The sequence below is a fragment of the Tatumella morbirosei genome (genome assembly GCF_000757425.2).
In the GTDB taxonomy this organism is placed as follows: domain Bacteria; phylum Pseudomonadota; class Gammaproteobacteria; order Enterobacterales; family Enterobacteriaceae; genus Tatumella; species Tatumella morbirosei.
Map to the genome: position 1 here is coordinate 769,892 of NZ_JPKR02000005.1, position 13,684 is coordinate 783,575.

Annotated in this window: 12 protein-coding genes; 5 read left to right on the forward strand and 7 right to left on the reverse strand. The window is 52.2% G+C overall.

Annotated elements, in window-relative coordinates:
- Window positions 1–5 precede the first annotated feature (5 nt).
- From HA49_RS19065 to fabY, 5 genes are all read left to right on the forward strand, one after another.
- Entirely contained in the window at window positions 6–935 is a 930-nt protein-coding gene (locus tag HA49_RS19065) for a LysR family transcriptional regulator (RefSeq protein ID WP_046791915.1), read from the forward strand.
- Between the two features lie 433 nt (window positions 936–1,368).
- Window positions 1,369–1,974, forward strand: coding sequence for a glucose-1-phosphatase (gene yihX / locus HA49_RS19070; protein WP_038016331.1), 606 nt, complete (start codon window positions 1,369–1,371; stop codon window positions 1,972–1,974).
- Between the two features lie 68 nt (window positions 1,975–2,042).
- On the forward strand, window positions 2,043–2,894 hold the full coding sequence (locus tag HA49_RS19075) for a virulence factor BrkB family protein (RefSeq protein WP_038016334.1): 852 nt from the start codon (window positions 2,043–2,045) through the stop codon (window positions 2,892–2,894).
- The gene (dtd, locus tag HA49_RS19080) at window positions 2,891–3,328 is read left to right on the forward strand and encodes a D-aminoacyl-tRNA deacylase (RefSeq protein WP_038016336.1); all 438 of its coding nucleotides are present in this window, start codon (window positions 2,891–2,893) and stop codon (window positions 3,326–3,328) included. The genes HA49_RS19075 and dtd overlap by 4 nt, the downstream gene beginning before the upstream one ends.
- Window positions 3,329–3,387: 59 nt before the next feature.
- Window positions 3,388–4,329 (forward strand): fatty acid biosynthesis protein FabY, encoded by a 942-nt coding sequence (gene fabY, locus HA49_RS19085; protein WP_038016706.1) that lies wholly within the window; start codon window positions 3,388–3,390, stop codon window positions 4,327–4,329.
- A gap of 54 nt (window positions 4,330–4,383) precedes the next feature.
- On the opposite strand, the gene HA49_RS19090 is transcribed toward fabY, so the two are convergent.
- From HA49_RS19090 to gmk, 7 genes are all read right to left on the reverse strand, one after another.
- Window positions 4,384–6,057: an AsmA family protein gene (locus HA49_RS19090; protein ID WP_038016339.1), complete on the reverse strand. Its 1,674-nt coding sequence runs from the start codon at window positions 6,055–6,057 to the stop codon at window positions 4,384–4,386.
- Window positions 6,058–6,237: 180 nt separating this feature from the next.
- Window positions 6,238–7,623, reverse strand: coding sequence for a uracil-xanthine permease family protein (locus HA49_RS19095; RefSeq protein WP_211259086.1), 1,386 nt, complete (start codon window positions 7,621–7,623; stop codon window positions 6,238–6,240).
- Window positions 7,624–7,710: 87 nt separating this feature from the next.
- Window positions 7,711–9,789 (reverse strand): ATP-dependent DNA helicase RecG, encoded by a 2,079-nt coding sequence (gene recG, locus HA49_RS19100; protein ID WP_046791916.1) that lies wholly within the window; start codon window positions 9,787–9,789, stop codon window positions 7,711–7,713.
- Window positions 9,786–10,496, reverse strand: a complete 711-nt coding sequence (gene trmH / locus HA49_RS19105) for a tRNA (guanosine(18)-2'-O)-methyltransferase TrmH (RefSeq protein WP_038016344.1) — start codon at window positions 10,494–10,496, stop codon at window positions 9,786–9,788. The genes recG and trmH overlap by 4 nt, the downstream gene beginning before the upstream one ends.
- Window positions 10,497–10,500: 4 nt before the next feature.
- Window positions 10,501–12,621, reverse strand: a complete 2,121-nt coding sequence (spoT, locus tag HA49_RS19110) for a bifunctional GTP diphosphokinase/guanosine-3',5'-bis pyrophosphate 3'-pyrophosphohydrolase (RefSeq protein WP_038016345.1) — start codon at window positions 12,619–12,621, stop codon at window positions 10,501–10,503.
- A gap of 20 nt (window positions 12,622–12,641) precedes the next feature.
- The gene (gene rpoZ, locus HA49_RS19115; RefSeq protein ID WP_038016347.1) at window positions 12,642–12,917 is read right to left on the reverse strand and encodes a DNA-directed RNA polymerase subunit omega; all 276 of its coding nucleotides are present in this window, start codon (window positions 12,915–12,917) and stop codon (window positions 12,642–12,644) included.
- A gap of 54 nt (window positions 12,918–12,971) precedes the next feature.
- Window positions 12,972–13,595 (reverse strand): guanylate kinase, encoded by a 624-nt coding sequence (gene gmk / locus HA49_RS19120; protein ID WP_038016349.1) that lies wholly within the window; start codon window positions 13,593–13,595, stop codon window positions 12,972–12,974.
- Between the last annotated feature and the right edge of the window lie 89 nt (window positions 13,596–13,684).

The window sequence follows — 13,684 nt, forward strand, 5'->3', positions numbered from 1 at the left end:
GATAAATGCTGAGCCTGCAGCGTGTCGCGATGTTTATTGCAGTGGTGGAATCCGGCAGCTTTACAGCAGCGGCGGCGACGTTGCGCCAGACGAAAGCGGTCGTCAGCTTTAATATTCGTCAGTTGGAAGCTGAGCTGGGGGTTTCATTGCTGCTGCGCACCACACGCCGGCTGGCATTGACGGAAGCCGGTGATGCCTTATATCTGCGCGGCAAGCAACTGCTACAGCAGGCAGAAGTGCTGGCCAGTGATGTGCGGATGGTTCACAGCGGCTTCAGCGGTGAATTACGAGTCACCAGCACTCCTGAGTTTGGACAGACGCAGGTAGTGCCTGCCCTGGCGGCATTCTCCAGTCAGCATCCGCAGCTCCGCGTACATTTTTCCTCTTCATCACAACCGGCCGATCTGATTGCTGAACGCTTCGACGTGGCTATCCGGCTGGGAACCCTGGCTGATTCACGTTATCGTGCGGCACTTATTGATCGTTTTGCGATTCTGGCGGTAGCCTCCCCACGCTGGCTGGAAAGCCACTCAATCAACACCTTAGAGGTACTGGCTAAAGCCGACTGGATTATTCATGACGGATTAGCGGATGCTCTGCACTGGACATTAGAAGGTTCCGGAGGGCAGCAGGTTCCGCTGACTATTGAAAACCCGGCAAAATTGTCGGCCGATAATTCCTCCGCCTTACGGGCTTTTGCGTTGGCAGGGTGCGGGATTGCGTTGTTGCCGGAATGGCTTGTCAGAGAAGACCTGGCTTGCAGGAAATTATCAGTAGTGCTGCCGGAGTGGCAGTTTCCTGCACAGGGGGTATATGCTGTCTACCCTGATACCCGGTATGTTCCGGCGCGCGTCCGCGGGTTTATCGATTTCTTACGTCACTTTCAGGCCTCAGCCGCTGCAGAGGAAAACCAGCAACCTACAGGGTTGCTCTGAACAGACGTGACTGGCTTGCCTGCCCTTACGCAGTAATCAGCCTGAGTCTGTCAGCCACCCTCTGTTGTGCCTTTTTAAACCAGCAGGTAATGCTACGCCCGGTCTGCCATGCATATTGTATGAGATGATCGACTGATGGTATAAGGCCAGAATGCACAGGTCACAAGCACCACCGGTTGATGAAAATATGTCACGGTTTACGGTGACCCGTTTTGTTGAAATTGTACCGGATGGACTACTATTGTCCTGAAAAGGTTATTTCAGTGACTCGATTTGCCGTGTGAATTGCGAATGTTACATGGCCGGTCACAGCGCAGTTGGCGGACCCTGTTCTTAACCGAAATCTGAAACCTTTTTTCCGGACTGTCTTTTCTGTCAACCCGGACAATTTGCCGCTACATTGAATAGATCACTCGCGACCAGGGAGGCGACTATGCTCTACATCTTTGATTTGGGTAATGTCATCGTTGATATCGATTTTAATCGTGCACTGGGCGTCTGGAGCCACTTAAGTGGGGTGCCTTTAGCGCTGCTGCAAAATCGTTTTACCTTCGATGAAGCTTTTGAACAGCACGAACGTGGTGAGATATCCGATCAACAGTTTGCTGAACTCATCTGCAAAACACTGGAAGTGAATCTGAGTTATGACCAGTTTGCCGCAGGCTGGCAGGCGATTTTTGTCGGTGTGCGGGATGACACCCTGGCGCGGATGAATGCATTACGCGCTGCGGGCCATCGGGTGGTTATTTTATCGAACACCAATAATCTGCACTGTGAATTCTGGCCTCAGCAGTACCCGGAGGTTAGCGCTGCAGCAGATGCGATTTATCTCTCTCAGCAATTGAAAATGCGTAAACCTGAACCCGGGATCTACCAGACCGTGCTGGAAAAAGAAGGGGTGACTGCCAACGAGGTCGTATTCTTTGACGATAATGAAGCCAATATCGATGCGGCCCGTCAGGCCGGAATCCACAGTGTGCTGGTGACCGGACGAGAGACTATCGGGCAATGGTTTGCCTCATCGGCTGTACATTCCTGAAAATCCTCACGGGGGCTGGGTATTTTCTGCCGCCCTGTGTCTCTGTAGTCAGCAGGGAGCTCAACAGCATGAGATTACCGATGAAGATTCCACTCAGATGGCTGGCCGTTCTGTGGCGACGGATTGATGAAGACAATATGACGGTACATGCCGGTAATCTGACCTTTGTATCGCTTCTGGCTCTGGTCCCGCTGGCCACTGTAGTTTTTGCGTTGTTTGCCGCGTTTCCGGTGTTTTCAGAAGTTAGTGTGCAGTTTAAGCACTTCATTTTCAGTAATTTTGTGCCGGCAGCCGGCACGGTGGTGGAAGACTATCTGGAACGGTTTGTCAGTAATGTGAACCGGATGACCGCGGTCGGGGCTATCGGGCTGATTGTCACGGCTTTACTGTTAATGCACTCCATTGACAGCGCTCTGAATACCATCTGGCGTAGCCGGACCAAGCGGCCTTTGGTTTTCTCCTTTGCCGTTTACTGGATGGTTTTAACACTCGGGCCATTACTGGCAGGGGCCAGCCTGGCATTGAGCTCCATTCTGCTTTCCGCTCAGTGGATCAATGACAGCGGTGTTATCCGGCTACTGGAACCGGTATTACGAGTGTTCCCGTTACTGCTGTCGGTTCTGGCTTTCTGGCTGCTTTACAGCATAGTTCCGACCCGTCAGGTGGCTGCACTGGATGCCCTGACCGGGGCAATGGTAGCCGGGGTGTTATTTGAAGCCGGTAAGAAGGCATTTTCGTTATATATCAAGATGTTTCCTTCCTATCAGATGATCTATGGCGTGTTGGCGGTAATCCCAATATTAATTCTCTGGATGTATTGGACCTGGTGTATTGTATTACTCGGCGCTGAGATTACGGTCTCTATTGAGCACTATCGCCAGTTAAAACAATCTCCAAAAGAAGGGTCTGACGCTTCATGATTGCATTAATACAGCGGGTTACCCGGGCCTGCGTCACTGTAGAGGGTGAAATTACAGGGCAGATAGCTGCCGGTTTGCTGGTTCTACTGGCAGTTGAAAAAGATGATGATGAAAAGAAAGCACAGCGTCTAGCTGAGCGGGTTCTTGGCTACCGGGTATTTAGTGACGACCAGGGGAAAATGAACCTGAGTCTGCAACAGGCAAATGGCAGCCTGCTGGTGGTGTCCCAGTTTACCCTGGCCGCCGATACACAAAAAGGTATGCGGCCATCATTTTCAGGTGGCGCCACTCCTGAACTTGCACGGCAGTTATACGATTATTTTAGCGACTGTTGTCGCGGGCAGGGTGTGCACACTGAAAATGGTCGGTTTGCGGCAGATATGCAGGTCAGCCTGGTTAATGACGGACCGGTAACCTTCTGGTTGCAGGTATGAATGAACCTCTGGCCGTCGCTCCGCCGGCGAATCTATCCGGCAACAGGGAGAATCAGTTTATGTACCATTTACGCGTCCCTCAAACGCCACCGGAACTGGAAACTTACTTTCATTTTCGTTGGGAAATGCTGCGTAAGCCACTGAAACAACCCGAAGGCTCCGAACGTGAAGCCTGGGATGCCACAGCACATCATCAGATGGTGGTGGATGAAAATGATCAGCCGGTTGCAGTCGGAAGGCTGTATATTAATGCCGATAATGAAGCTTCCATCCGGTTTGTGGCGGTGGACCCACTGGTCAGAGGAAAAGGCCTCGGCACTCTGCTTATCATGACTCTGGAATCCGTCGCTCGTCAGGAAGGGGTAAAACGGGTGACCTGTAGTGCCAGGGAGGATGCCGTCGAATTCTTTGCTAAACTCGGCTATGTGAATCAGGGCGAGATCATAGCGGCGCAAACCACCCCGATTCGTCACTTCCTGATGATTAAACCGATAGTGACGATGGATGATATCCTGCATCGTGCTGACTGGTGCGGGCAGTTACAGCAAGCCTGGTACGATCATATTCCGCTTAGCGAGAAGATGGGGGTGAGAATACTTCAATATACCGGCCGGAAATTTATTACCACTATGCCGGAAGCGGGCAATCAAAACCCTCATCACACCTTATTTGCCGGTAGCCTGTTTTCACTGGCAACTCTCACTGGTTGGGGGCTGATCTGGTTATTGCTACGTGAACGCCACCTTGGCGGCACGATTATTCTGGCGGATGCTCATATCCGTTACAGTAAACCGATTACCGGGCGTCCCGGTGCTGAGGCGGATTTGGGGTCACTGCGTGGTGACCTGGACCGTCTTGCCCGCGGTCGCAAGGCCAGAGTCCGGCTGGATGTTTCCCTTTCCGGGGACGATGAAACCGGTGCGGTATTTGAAGGTGTCTACATCGTCCTGCCTGCCGATCCGCTGCGGACCCTGGAGCAGGGTGGGTCAGGGATTGATTAAGTTGCCCTGTTCACGGTGAGGCTCTCCACGATGGAGAGCTTCACCGTGATACAGTTACTGAATGCTCCCGCTCTGCATGGTTTGTTGAACCGTACCTGCATCCGTAGCAATACTTAGTGAACCATTCACCGTCGGGGCCAACGGTTTGCCAGCCTGCAGACTACCGGTGGCATTCAGAGTCAGGTTACCCAGGCCGGTCACGCTGGTTACCGGCCATCCCCAGTCCGCAAACATGTTCACCGGAACTGACTGCCCACGCAGATTCACACTAAAGTTACGTGTGGGTTGCTGGGAGATCTGCGCACTACCTACCATAGGCCCTTTATTCACCAGCATTTTGAAGTCATTGATACTAATCCCCCTGGCATCTGCGTGTAATTTTAACCAGGGTGCACGAATATCCTGACGGTTAAAGGTCGCTTCAGCGGCCTGCCACTCACTATCCCCTGACCAGATTCCCCATTGGTGATTTTGAGCCAGCAATAACTGATTTCCGGAGGCATGCAAGGCCGTCATCTGGAAAGGGAAGTCAGGGTTAATATCAATGACCAGTGAGTTGTTAATCGTGAGGTTACGAATCAGTACCGAATCCAGCCAGTCAGGCAGAGGAGCCTGCCAGAACTGTCGCCAGTCTTCTGGCAGCGTATATTCAAGCCCTGTCAGTGAAAGATTATCCACCGCCAGTTGCCGGCTGTCTGAGGACCACGTACCGTTGGCGGTCACGGTGCCGTTAACCCAATGGGTAGTGAAGTTACTGATATTCAACCCCTGAGCCGTTTGTTCCATCGTAGCCTGTGGCTGGGCGAATTCCTGGGTTCCCCAGACAAAGTCACTGGCCTGTACTGAGAGTTTTCCGCCCCCGGCCAGAAATGTGCTGTCGGGAATTTGCGGATTATTCAGTTGCAGATTCAGATCGGTCACGGCCCAGTCCGGGCCTACAATGGTGGCATGGCTGACCGACACCTGGCCCGGTTGAATATTGTGTTGTTCCAGCGGGGCCAACAACTCAGGCAGGCTTTTCGAGGTCTGGAACCGGGTGTTCTGCAGATTCAGTTGCAGGATCTGCCAGCGGTCTGCTTCGTGAATAGCCGAACCCGAGAATGTGCCTCGTTCAGCATCACCGTTAACATTATCCAGCATCAGTTTCTGTGGCGAGACTGAACCACGGGCACTGATATTTGCCAGATGCTGCTGCCCCAGCATCAACTGACCGATGCCAATATGGAAACTATAATTGTTGCCCAGCATTTGAGACTGTGAGGGTTTCCAGGGAGTAATTTCCGCGGTGGTTTCATTAGCCTGATAGCTGTTACTGACATCCGGTTGAACAACGCTGATGTTATTCAGATAGAGATGATTGGCCTGTAACGGGAAACCGGTGCCAGGACGAATGTTCCCCAGGTCGATTTCACCGTCGCTTAGTTGCAGGCTGTCAAAATGCGACGGATCACTGAATTGCAGTAAAGAGAGTCCCAGCGTCACTTTACTGGCAACTACCATGGCCGGTTGCCCGTCATTGCCGAAGGTAAAATCCTCCAGAGTAACAACCAACGGCGAGCTTAAAGAATGCCTTATTCTGCCAATAGACAGATGATAAGCAGTATCGTCGCTAATCCAGCGGCTGAGCGTGCCTGCGCCCCAGGTGCTTTTCAGTGCAAACCAGGCAGCAACGAGTAACAGCAACAGGATGAGCAGCAGTATCAGGAAAAATTTTCCAATAAATTTCATTTTGTCTGTCCTGAATCCTGAGAATGAGCTACTGCCTGTTATGCCTGAATTTCTGACAGACCTCAATGTTGAACATACTGGTTATTGGCAAAAAATCGGAAAGAACGAACGACAAGACGGTAAAGTAACAGCCGAATTCGGCTGTTTACGCCTCCCCGTAACAGGGAGGCAGGGCAACAATTACTTTTCGCTGGCAGTGACAGGAAAAATCAGATTAAGAATAATAGCGGTGATCCCACCTGCAGCAATACCCGAGGATAACAGTGTCTTCAGCCAGTCCGGAGCAAACTGCAGAATCAATGGTTGCTGGGAAACTCCGAGGCCAACGGCCAGGGAGATGGCGATAATCATAATGGCACGGCGGTCGATAGCTTCACGGGCAATAATACGAACCCCGGATGCCGCGATGGTACCAAACATGACCAGAGTCGCACCTCCCAGTACCGGATCCGGGATATGCTGAACCACGCCACTGACAGCCGGGAAAAGACCCAGCAGGATCAGCATCAGCGACACCAGAAATCCAACATACCGGCTGGCGACACCGGTCAGTTGAATTACGCCGTTATTTTGACCGAAGCAGGAATTCGGGAAGGTATTAAACAGGGCAGATACGCAAGAATTCAGACCGTTAGCTAATACACCACCTTTCAGGCGTTTCATATACAGTGGGCCGCTAACTGGTTGCTCTGAAACGTCAGAAGTCGCGGTAATGTCGCCGATGGTTTCCAGAGAGGTCACCATAAATACCAGCATCAGAGGTAGCAGCAGATTCCAGTCAATGCCCAGACCGTAATAGAATGGTTTTGGGATCATGATTAACGGAGCATCAGTGACAGGTTCGCTGACCGGAAGCATATGCAGTGCCCAGGCGAGCAGATAACCAATAGCCATCGCGATAACCAGAGATGCGATGCGCAGATAAGGATTTTTCTGGCGGTTCAGGATAATGATAGTCAGTAAAACCACCCTGGCCAGCAGTAAATTAGCCGGAGCACCGAAGGTATGGTTGCTCAGAGCGGTAAAGCCCCCGCCAATCGAGGTAAGCCCGACCTGTATCAGGGATAACCCGATGATCATCACCACGATTCCAGAGACCAGTGGGGTTATCACCCTGCGGGCATAAGGCAGAATCCGGGACAGCAGCATTTCGGTACAAGAGGCGAGCATCAGGGTACCGAATAGCGCGGCCATCATGGTGTTAGTATCGGCCCCGCCATGTTTTAACGCCAGTCCGCCCATAATCAGTGGCGAAACAAAATTAAAACTGGTGCCCTGAATGGATAATAGTCCTGAGCCGACCGGTCCCCAGGTTTTAATTTGCAGTGCAGAAGCCACACCTGAAGCGAATAATGACATGCTGATAATGTGCCGGGTATCGTCTGCCGGTAATCCCAGCGCCTGACAGATCAATAGTGCCGGCGTAATTACTGCCACAAACATCGCCAGAAGGTGCTGTAATGCGGCAAACAACGCCTGGGGCAGCGGTGGCCGATCATCCAGCCGGTAAACCAGTTCACTACGGGAAGGTGAGGGCTGAGGGTTCAGCGGAGCGTCGGAAGACATTAAAACCATTCCTGATAACCGAAAAGAAAGCGATTGTAATTATCTGTAGACTAAAAGCAAACGTTTGCCGGGGGCAGGGCGTAAAAATCAAACATTGGTAAAGCGTTCGGTCGCCGGGAGCCAGCGGTCAATCAGCGCGGCAGCCTGCTGCGGGTATTTCTGGTGAAGATGCCGGGCAGTGCGCTGTATCCCGGGGATCATTGCCTGATCACGCAATAAATCAGCGACTTTAAATTCGGCATTTCCGGTTTGCCGGGTACCAAGCAGTTCGCCCGGCCCACGAATTTCCAGGTCTTGCTGGGCGATGACAAAACCATCATTACTGTCACGCAACACCTGCAGCCGTTTTTGAGCAGTATGGCTAAGGGGGGCTTTGTATAACAATACGCAGTGGGATGCGACTGCTCCCCGACCAACACGTCCACGCAGCTGATGTAACTGAGCCAGCCCCAGTCGTTCAGGGTTTTCAATAATCATCAGGCTGGCATTAGGAACATCTACCCCGACCTCAATTACCGTCGTGGCGACCAGCAACTGCAATTGATTTTCTTTAAACTGCTGCATCACTGCCTGCTTTTCTGCAGGTTTCATCCGGCCATGGACCAGGCCAATTTTCATGTCAGGCAGTGCCAGTTGTAGCTCCTGACAGGTCGCTTCCGCCGCCTGGGCCTCCAGTTGATCTGATTCCTCAATCAGGGTACATACCCAGTATGCCTGACGTCCCTGCTGACAAGCCTGTTCCACACGACGAATAATCTCTTCCCGCCGGGTATCAGGAATAGCCACCGTGGTCACAGGTGTGCGCCCGGGGGGCAGTTCATCGATGGTTGAGGTATCCAGGTCCGCGTAGGCCGTCATTGCCAGGGTACGCGGGATGGGTGTGGCTGTCATAATCAGCTGATGGGGATGGAACCCCTGTTGCTCACCTTTCTCACGTAACGCCAGACGCTGATGTACCCCGAACCGGTGTTGTTCATCGATGATCACCAATGCCAGCGAATGAAATTTCACCTGTTCCTGGAACAGAGCGTGAGTTCCGACAATCATCTGCACTTCACCGGAAGCAATAGCTTCCTGTTGTGCCTGACGGGCTTTTCCTTTTTGTTTACCCGCCAGCCAGCCAGCCTCAATTCCAAGCGGGGCCAGCCAGTGTCGGAAATTAGTGGCATGTTGCTCTGCCAGCAGTTCTGTCGGAGCCATCAGAGCGACCTGATGACCACTGGCAATCACATTCAGCGCTGTCAGCGCAGCCACCAGGGTTTTCCCTGAGCCTACATCACCCTGAACCAGCCGCAGCATCGGATAATCGTGCGATAAATCCTGCTCAATCTCTTTGACAACACGTTGCTGAGCACCTGTTGGGCTGAAAGGCAATGAGGCAAGAAAGCGTTGAGTTAGCGGGCGGTGAGGAGGGATTGACAGCGCACGATGACGCTGAGCTCCGGCACGAACTGCCAGCATACTCAGATTATGAGCCAACAGTTCTTCGGTAATCAGCCGTTGCTGAGCGGGATGTTTTCCATGCTCCAGATCGGCGAGTTCCATTTCCGGAGGTGGACGATGAAGAATTTTTAATGCCGCAGTCAGTGACATCATTCCGCTATTGAGCTCCGGCGGCAACAGCTCACTCACCGGGCAATTTTCCAGTAGTTCTAGTGCCTGATCAGTCAGTTTACGCAGCGTAGCCTGCCGTATCCCTTCGGTCGTCGGATAGACCGGTGTCAGGGTTTCCTGCAATTCAGTGACATTTTGCTGACCAGTGATCCGGTACTCCGGATGGATAATCTCGGCACCGCGCTGGCCGCGTTTGATTTCACCGTAAGCGACCACATGACTGCCGGTCGACAGATTATTCTTCATGCCGGCATTGAAGTTGAAAAATCGCAGGGTCACAATTCCGCTGCCATCACTGATCTGGCACACCAGCATCCGCCGCCTGCCAAACGTAACCTCGGTGGACAATACTTCACCTTCAACTGTGGCATAAATCCCGGGCAGCAAATCATTAATCCGGTAGAGGCGGGTGCGGTCTTCATAACGCACCGGCAGATGTAGCAGCAGGTCCTGCAAAGTATGCAGGCCCAGTTTGGCGAGTTTAGCCGCCTGGCTGGCGCCGACGCCGGTCAGGGTATTCAGCGGGATGGCGTCGAGCAGGCGGCCTTTCATAGTTTCTGTTTTCGGCTACGTTCGGTGGCCTGCATAGCGGACCACCAGTCATCGGTCGCTTCAATTTCTCCGTCACGATTAATGTGAGGATAGGGCAAACGTTTCTGTTTCGCCACCCGCGCCAGCACCGGATAACCACCTTCAAACAACAGCCGTTGTTGTTCTTCTTCGTCCAGCAGGCAGTGATCTCGTTGGTACATGCCGGCAATCTGTCGCTGTCGCTGTGCTTCATACAGGATAAGTGCTGAAGCGACCGACACGTTCAGAGACTGCACCATGCCGAGCATCGGGATAATAATATCCTGATCGGCCAACGCCAGAGCTTCGCGGGTAATTCCGGTTTTTTCCTGACCCATCAGAATGCAGGTTGGGCGGGTATAATCAATTTCTCGGAAATCGATGGCTTTGTCGGACAGATGCGTGGCCAGCACTTGCATTCCCCGGGCTTTGACAGTATTTACCGCATCCCCGATGGTGCGATGAGTGATCACTTTCACCCAGCTGTTACTGCCGGCCGATGACGATACCATTGTCCGCATCCGCTCGCCCGGCCATACCGCATGAACATGATGAATGCCCACCGCATCTGCTGTGCGGATCACTGCCGAAACATTGTGAGGTTTGTGCACCTGCTCCATGCAGACTGTCAGGTCGTGCTGGCGGCGAGCCAGCATTTCTGAGATCCGTGAAAAACGTTGGTTGTTCATGCCACTAATTACGATTCCGGTGTACTTTTATAACATCCGGCATGACACGGATTTTCCGCATAATATCTGCCAGATGGATACGGTCGCGGACCGTGAGACGCATATAGGCGCTGTAGACCCGGCCGTCACGTTCCTCGGTATTCAGGCTCTGAATATTCGACTGGCTGGCATTGATTGCCGCAGTCAGATTAGCCAGGGCTCCCTGATGATTCAGCATATCGACTTTAATTTCGGTGACGAAATCCTGAGTGACACCGCTGTCATCCCATTCGACCGGCATAAATTTCTCGGCCTCTTTCTGGTAGCCACGAATATTCCGGCAGGAGTCGTGATGCACTACCAGTCCTTTACCCGGACTCACGTGGGCCACAATAGGGTCACCAGGGATAGGACGGCAACATTTAGCGAAGGTAATCAGCACCCCGTCAGCGCCTTTGATCGGCAATTTATGCTTTTTGGACGATGCCTGCGGCATGGCTTCCGGGGCTTCTCCCGGGAGCAGATTTTTAGCCACCACCACACTCATGGCGTTACCCAGACCAATTTCTGCCAGCAGATCGTCCAGACTGGCCAGTTTCATCCTCTCCAGTTCCTGTCGGATATTTTCCTGCGGAACTTCGGCTAGCTTTTTACTGCCCCCCAGCGCATGACTCAACAATCGGCGGCCCAGGCTGACGGACTCTTCGCGTTTCAGGTTTTTCAGTAACTGGCGAATTTTAGCGCGAGCTTTCGAACTGACGACAAAATTTAACCATGCCGCATTCGGTCGGGCACCCGGGGCGGTGATAATTTCTACCGTCTGACCGCTGGTCAGTGATTGTGATAGCGGATAAGGTTGGCGGTCTACCCGCGCACCGACGCACGCGTGGCCGATATCGGTATGCACGGCATAGGCGAAATCGACCGGAGTGGCACCTGCAGGCAGCTCCACGATGCGACCTTCCGGGGTAAACACATAAATTTCGTCGGGGAACAGATCCGATTTAACGCTTTCGATAAATTCAAACGAGTTTCCGGCGCTTTGCTGCAGTTCCAGCAGGCTCTGCAGCCAGCGTTGCGCGCGAACCTGAGCCGTGGTGGTGCCACTTTCGCCTTGTTGCTTATATGCCCAGTGTGCTGCCACACCCATCTCTGCCATCTGATCCATATCTTCGGTACGAATCTGTACTTCTACCGGCACACCGTGTGGGCCAATCATTGAGGTATGCAGTGACTGATAGCCGTTAGCTTTGGGAATGGCGATATAATCTTTGACGCGACCCGGCCGGGGTTTATACAGACTGTGCATCTGTCCCAGTACACGGTAGCAGGTGTCCACATCTTTCACGATCACGCGAAAGGCGTAGATATCCATAATGGAATGAAAACGCTGCTCTTTAAGATGCATTTTCTGATAAATCGAGTAGAGATGTTTCTCGCGGCCACTGACGCGGCAGTCAATACCGGCTTCCTGTAGCCGGCCGTCGATTTCGGCCAGGATTTTCTGAATCATCTCTTTACGGTTACCGCGTGCGGCTTTCACCACTTCTTTAATGACGCGGAAACGATTTGGGTACAACGCCTCAAAACCAAGTTCTTCCAGCTCGGTTTTCAGGTGATGAATCCCCAGCCTGTGGGCTAACGGGCTGTAAATCTCAAGCGTTTCTAAGGCGATGCGCCGCCGTTTGTCCGGACGCAACGAACCCAGGGTCCGCATGTTATGTGTCCGGTCTGCCAGCTTGATCAAAATAACCCTGATGTCCTGCACCATGGCCATAATCATCTTGCGGAAGTTTTCTGCCTGAGCCTCTTTCTTGTCGCGGAATTTCAGTTTATCCAGTTTGGATACACCTTCGACCAGCTCTGCAACACTGGTACCAAACAGCTGTTCCATATCCTGGAAGGTTGCCGGGGTATCTTCAATAACATCGTGTAGTAACGCGGCCATCAGTGTTTCATGGTCGAGTTTCATTTCTGCCAGGATACAGGCAACAGCAACCGGATGCGTAATATAAGGTTCACCGCTGGAACGGGTCTGGCCCTCATGAGCATCACGAGCAACAAGGTAAGCCTGCCTGAGACGTTTTATTTGGTCTTCAGGCAGATATTTTTCAATCAGTTGATTGAGGCTTTCAAACAGATACAAGGGCGGCCTGCACAGTCAGATTAACGACGACCTTCAGCAATGGCGGTGACGGCCTGAAGTTCGGCTGCTTCCTGCTCATGCTGTTCCTGACGATCACGGACATCCAGAATCTGGCTGGTGATCAAACCTTCTTCGATTTCACGTAATGCGATAACGGTAGGTTTGTCGTTCTCTTCCGGAACCAGGGCATCTTTACCACCTACCTGCATCTGACGCGCACGACGTGCAGCGACCAATACCAGGTCAAAACGGTTTCCAACTTTTTCTACTGCGTCCTGAACGGTTACGCGTGCCATAAGTGTGCTACTCCACAGATGAGGAAATGACTGGGCATAATACTGAAAGCTGCTTCAGTGTGCCAATAATTTGCTGATTAATGCATCATGACGGGCTTTCTGACGCCCCATTCGCAGACGTTCTGCACGAATGATGGTTTTCAGATCCGATAGCGCCAGATCAAAATCGTCATTAACAATCAGATAATCGTACTCTGCATAATGACTCATTTCATCTACCGCTTTTGCCATACGTTTTTCGATAACTTGTTCGCTGTCCTGACCACGGCCTCTCAGACGACGATCTAATTCATCTTTTGATGGCGGCAGGACAAAAATTGACCGTGCAGTGGGCATGTGCTGGCGGATTTGCTGTGCTCCCTGCCAGTCAATATCCAGAAACACATCGACCCCGGTAGACAATACCTGCTCGATTGCTTTACGGGACGTGCCGTAATAATTCCCGAACACCTCAGCATACTCCAGAAAGGCTCCGTCAGCGATCATGGCACGAAACTCATCCTTAGAGATGAAAAAATAGTGATCACCCTGAACCTCGCCAGGACGCATATCCCTGGTGGTATGGGAAACAGAGACCTGAGTGTCATACAGAGGCTGTGTTTTTAACAGCGCCTGAATCAGGCTGGATTTACCCGCACCACTAGGGGCGGAAACAATAAACAGTGTACCTTGGGCCATGATTATCTTGAATTGAGTAAAGAGCGGGGACAATATCCTGTCTATTATACACGCCCTGTGGCACTGGCGCAGCGTTTGCATGCAATTAG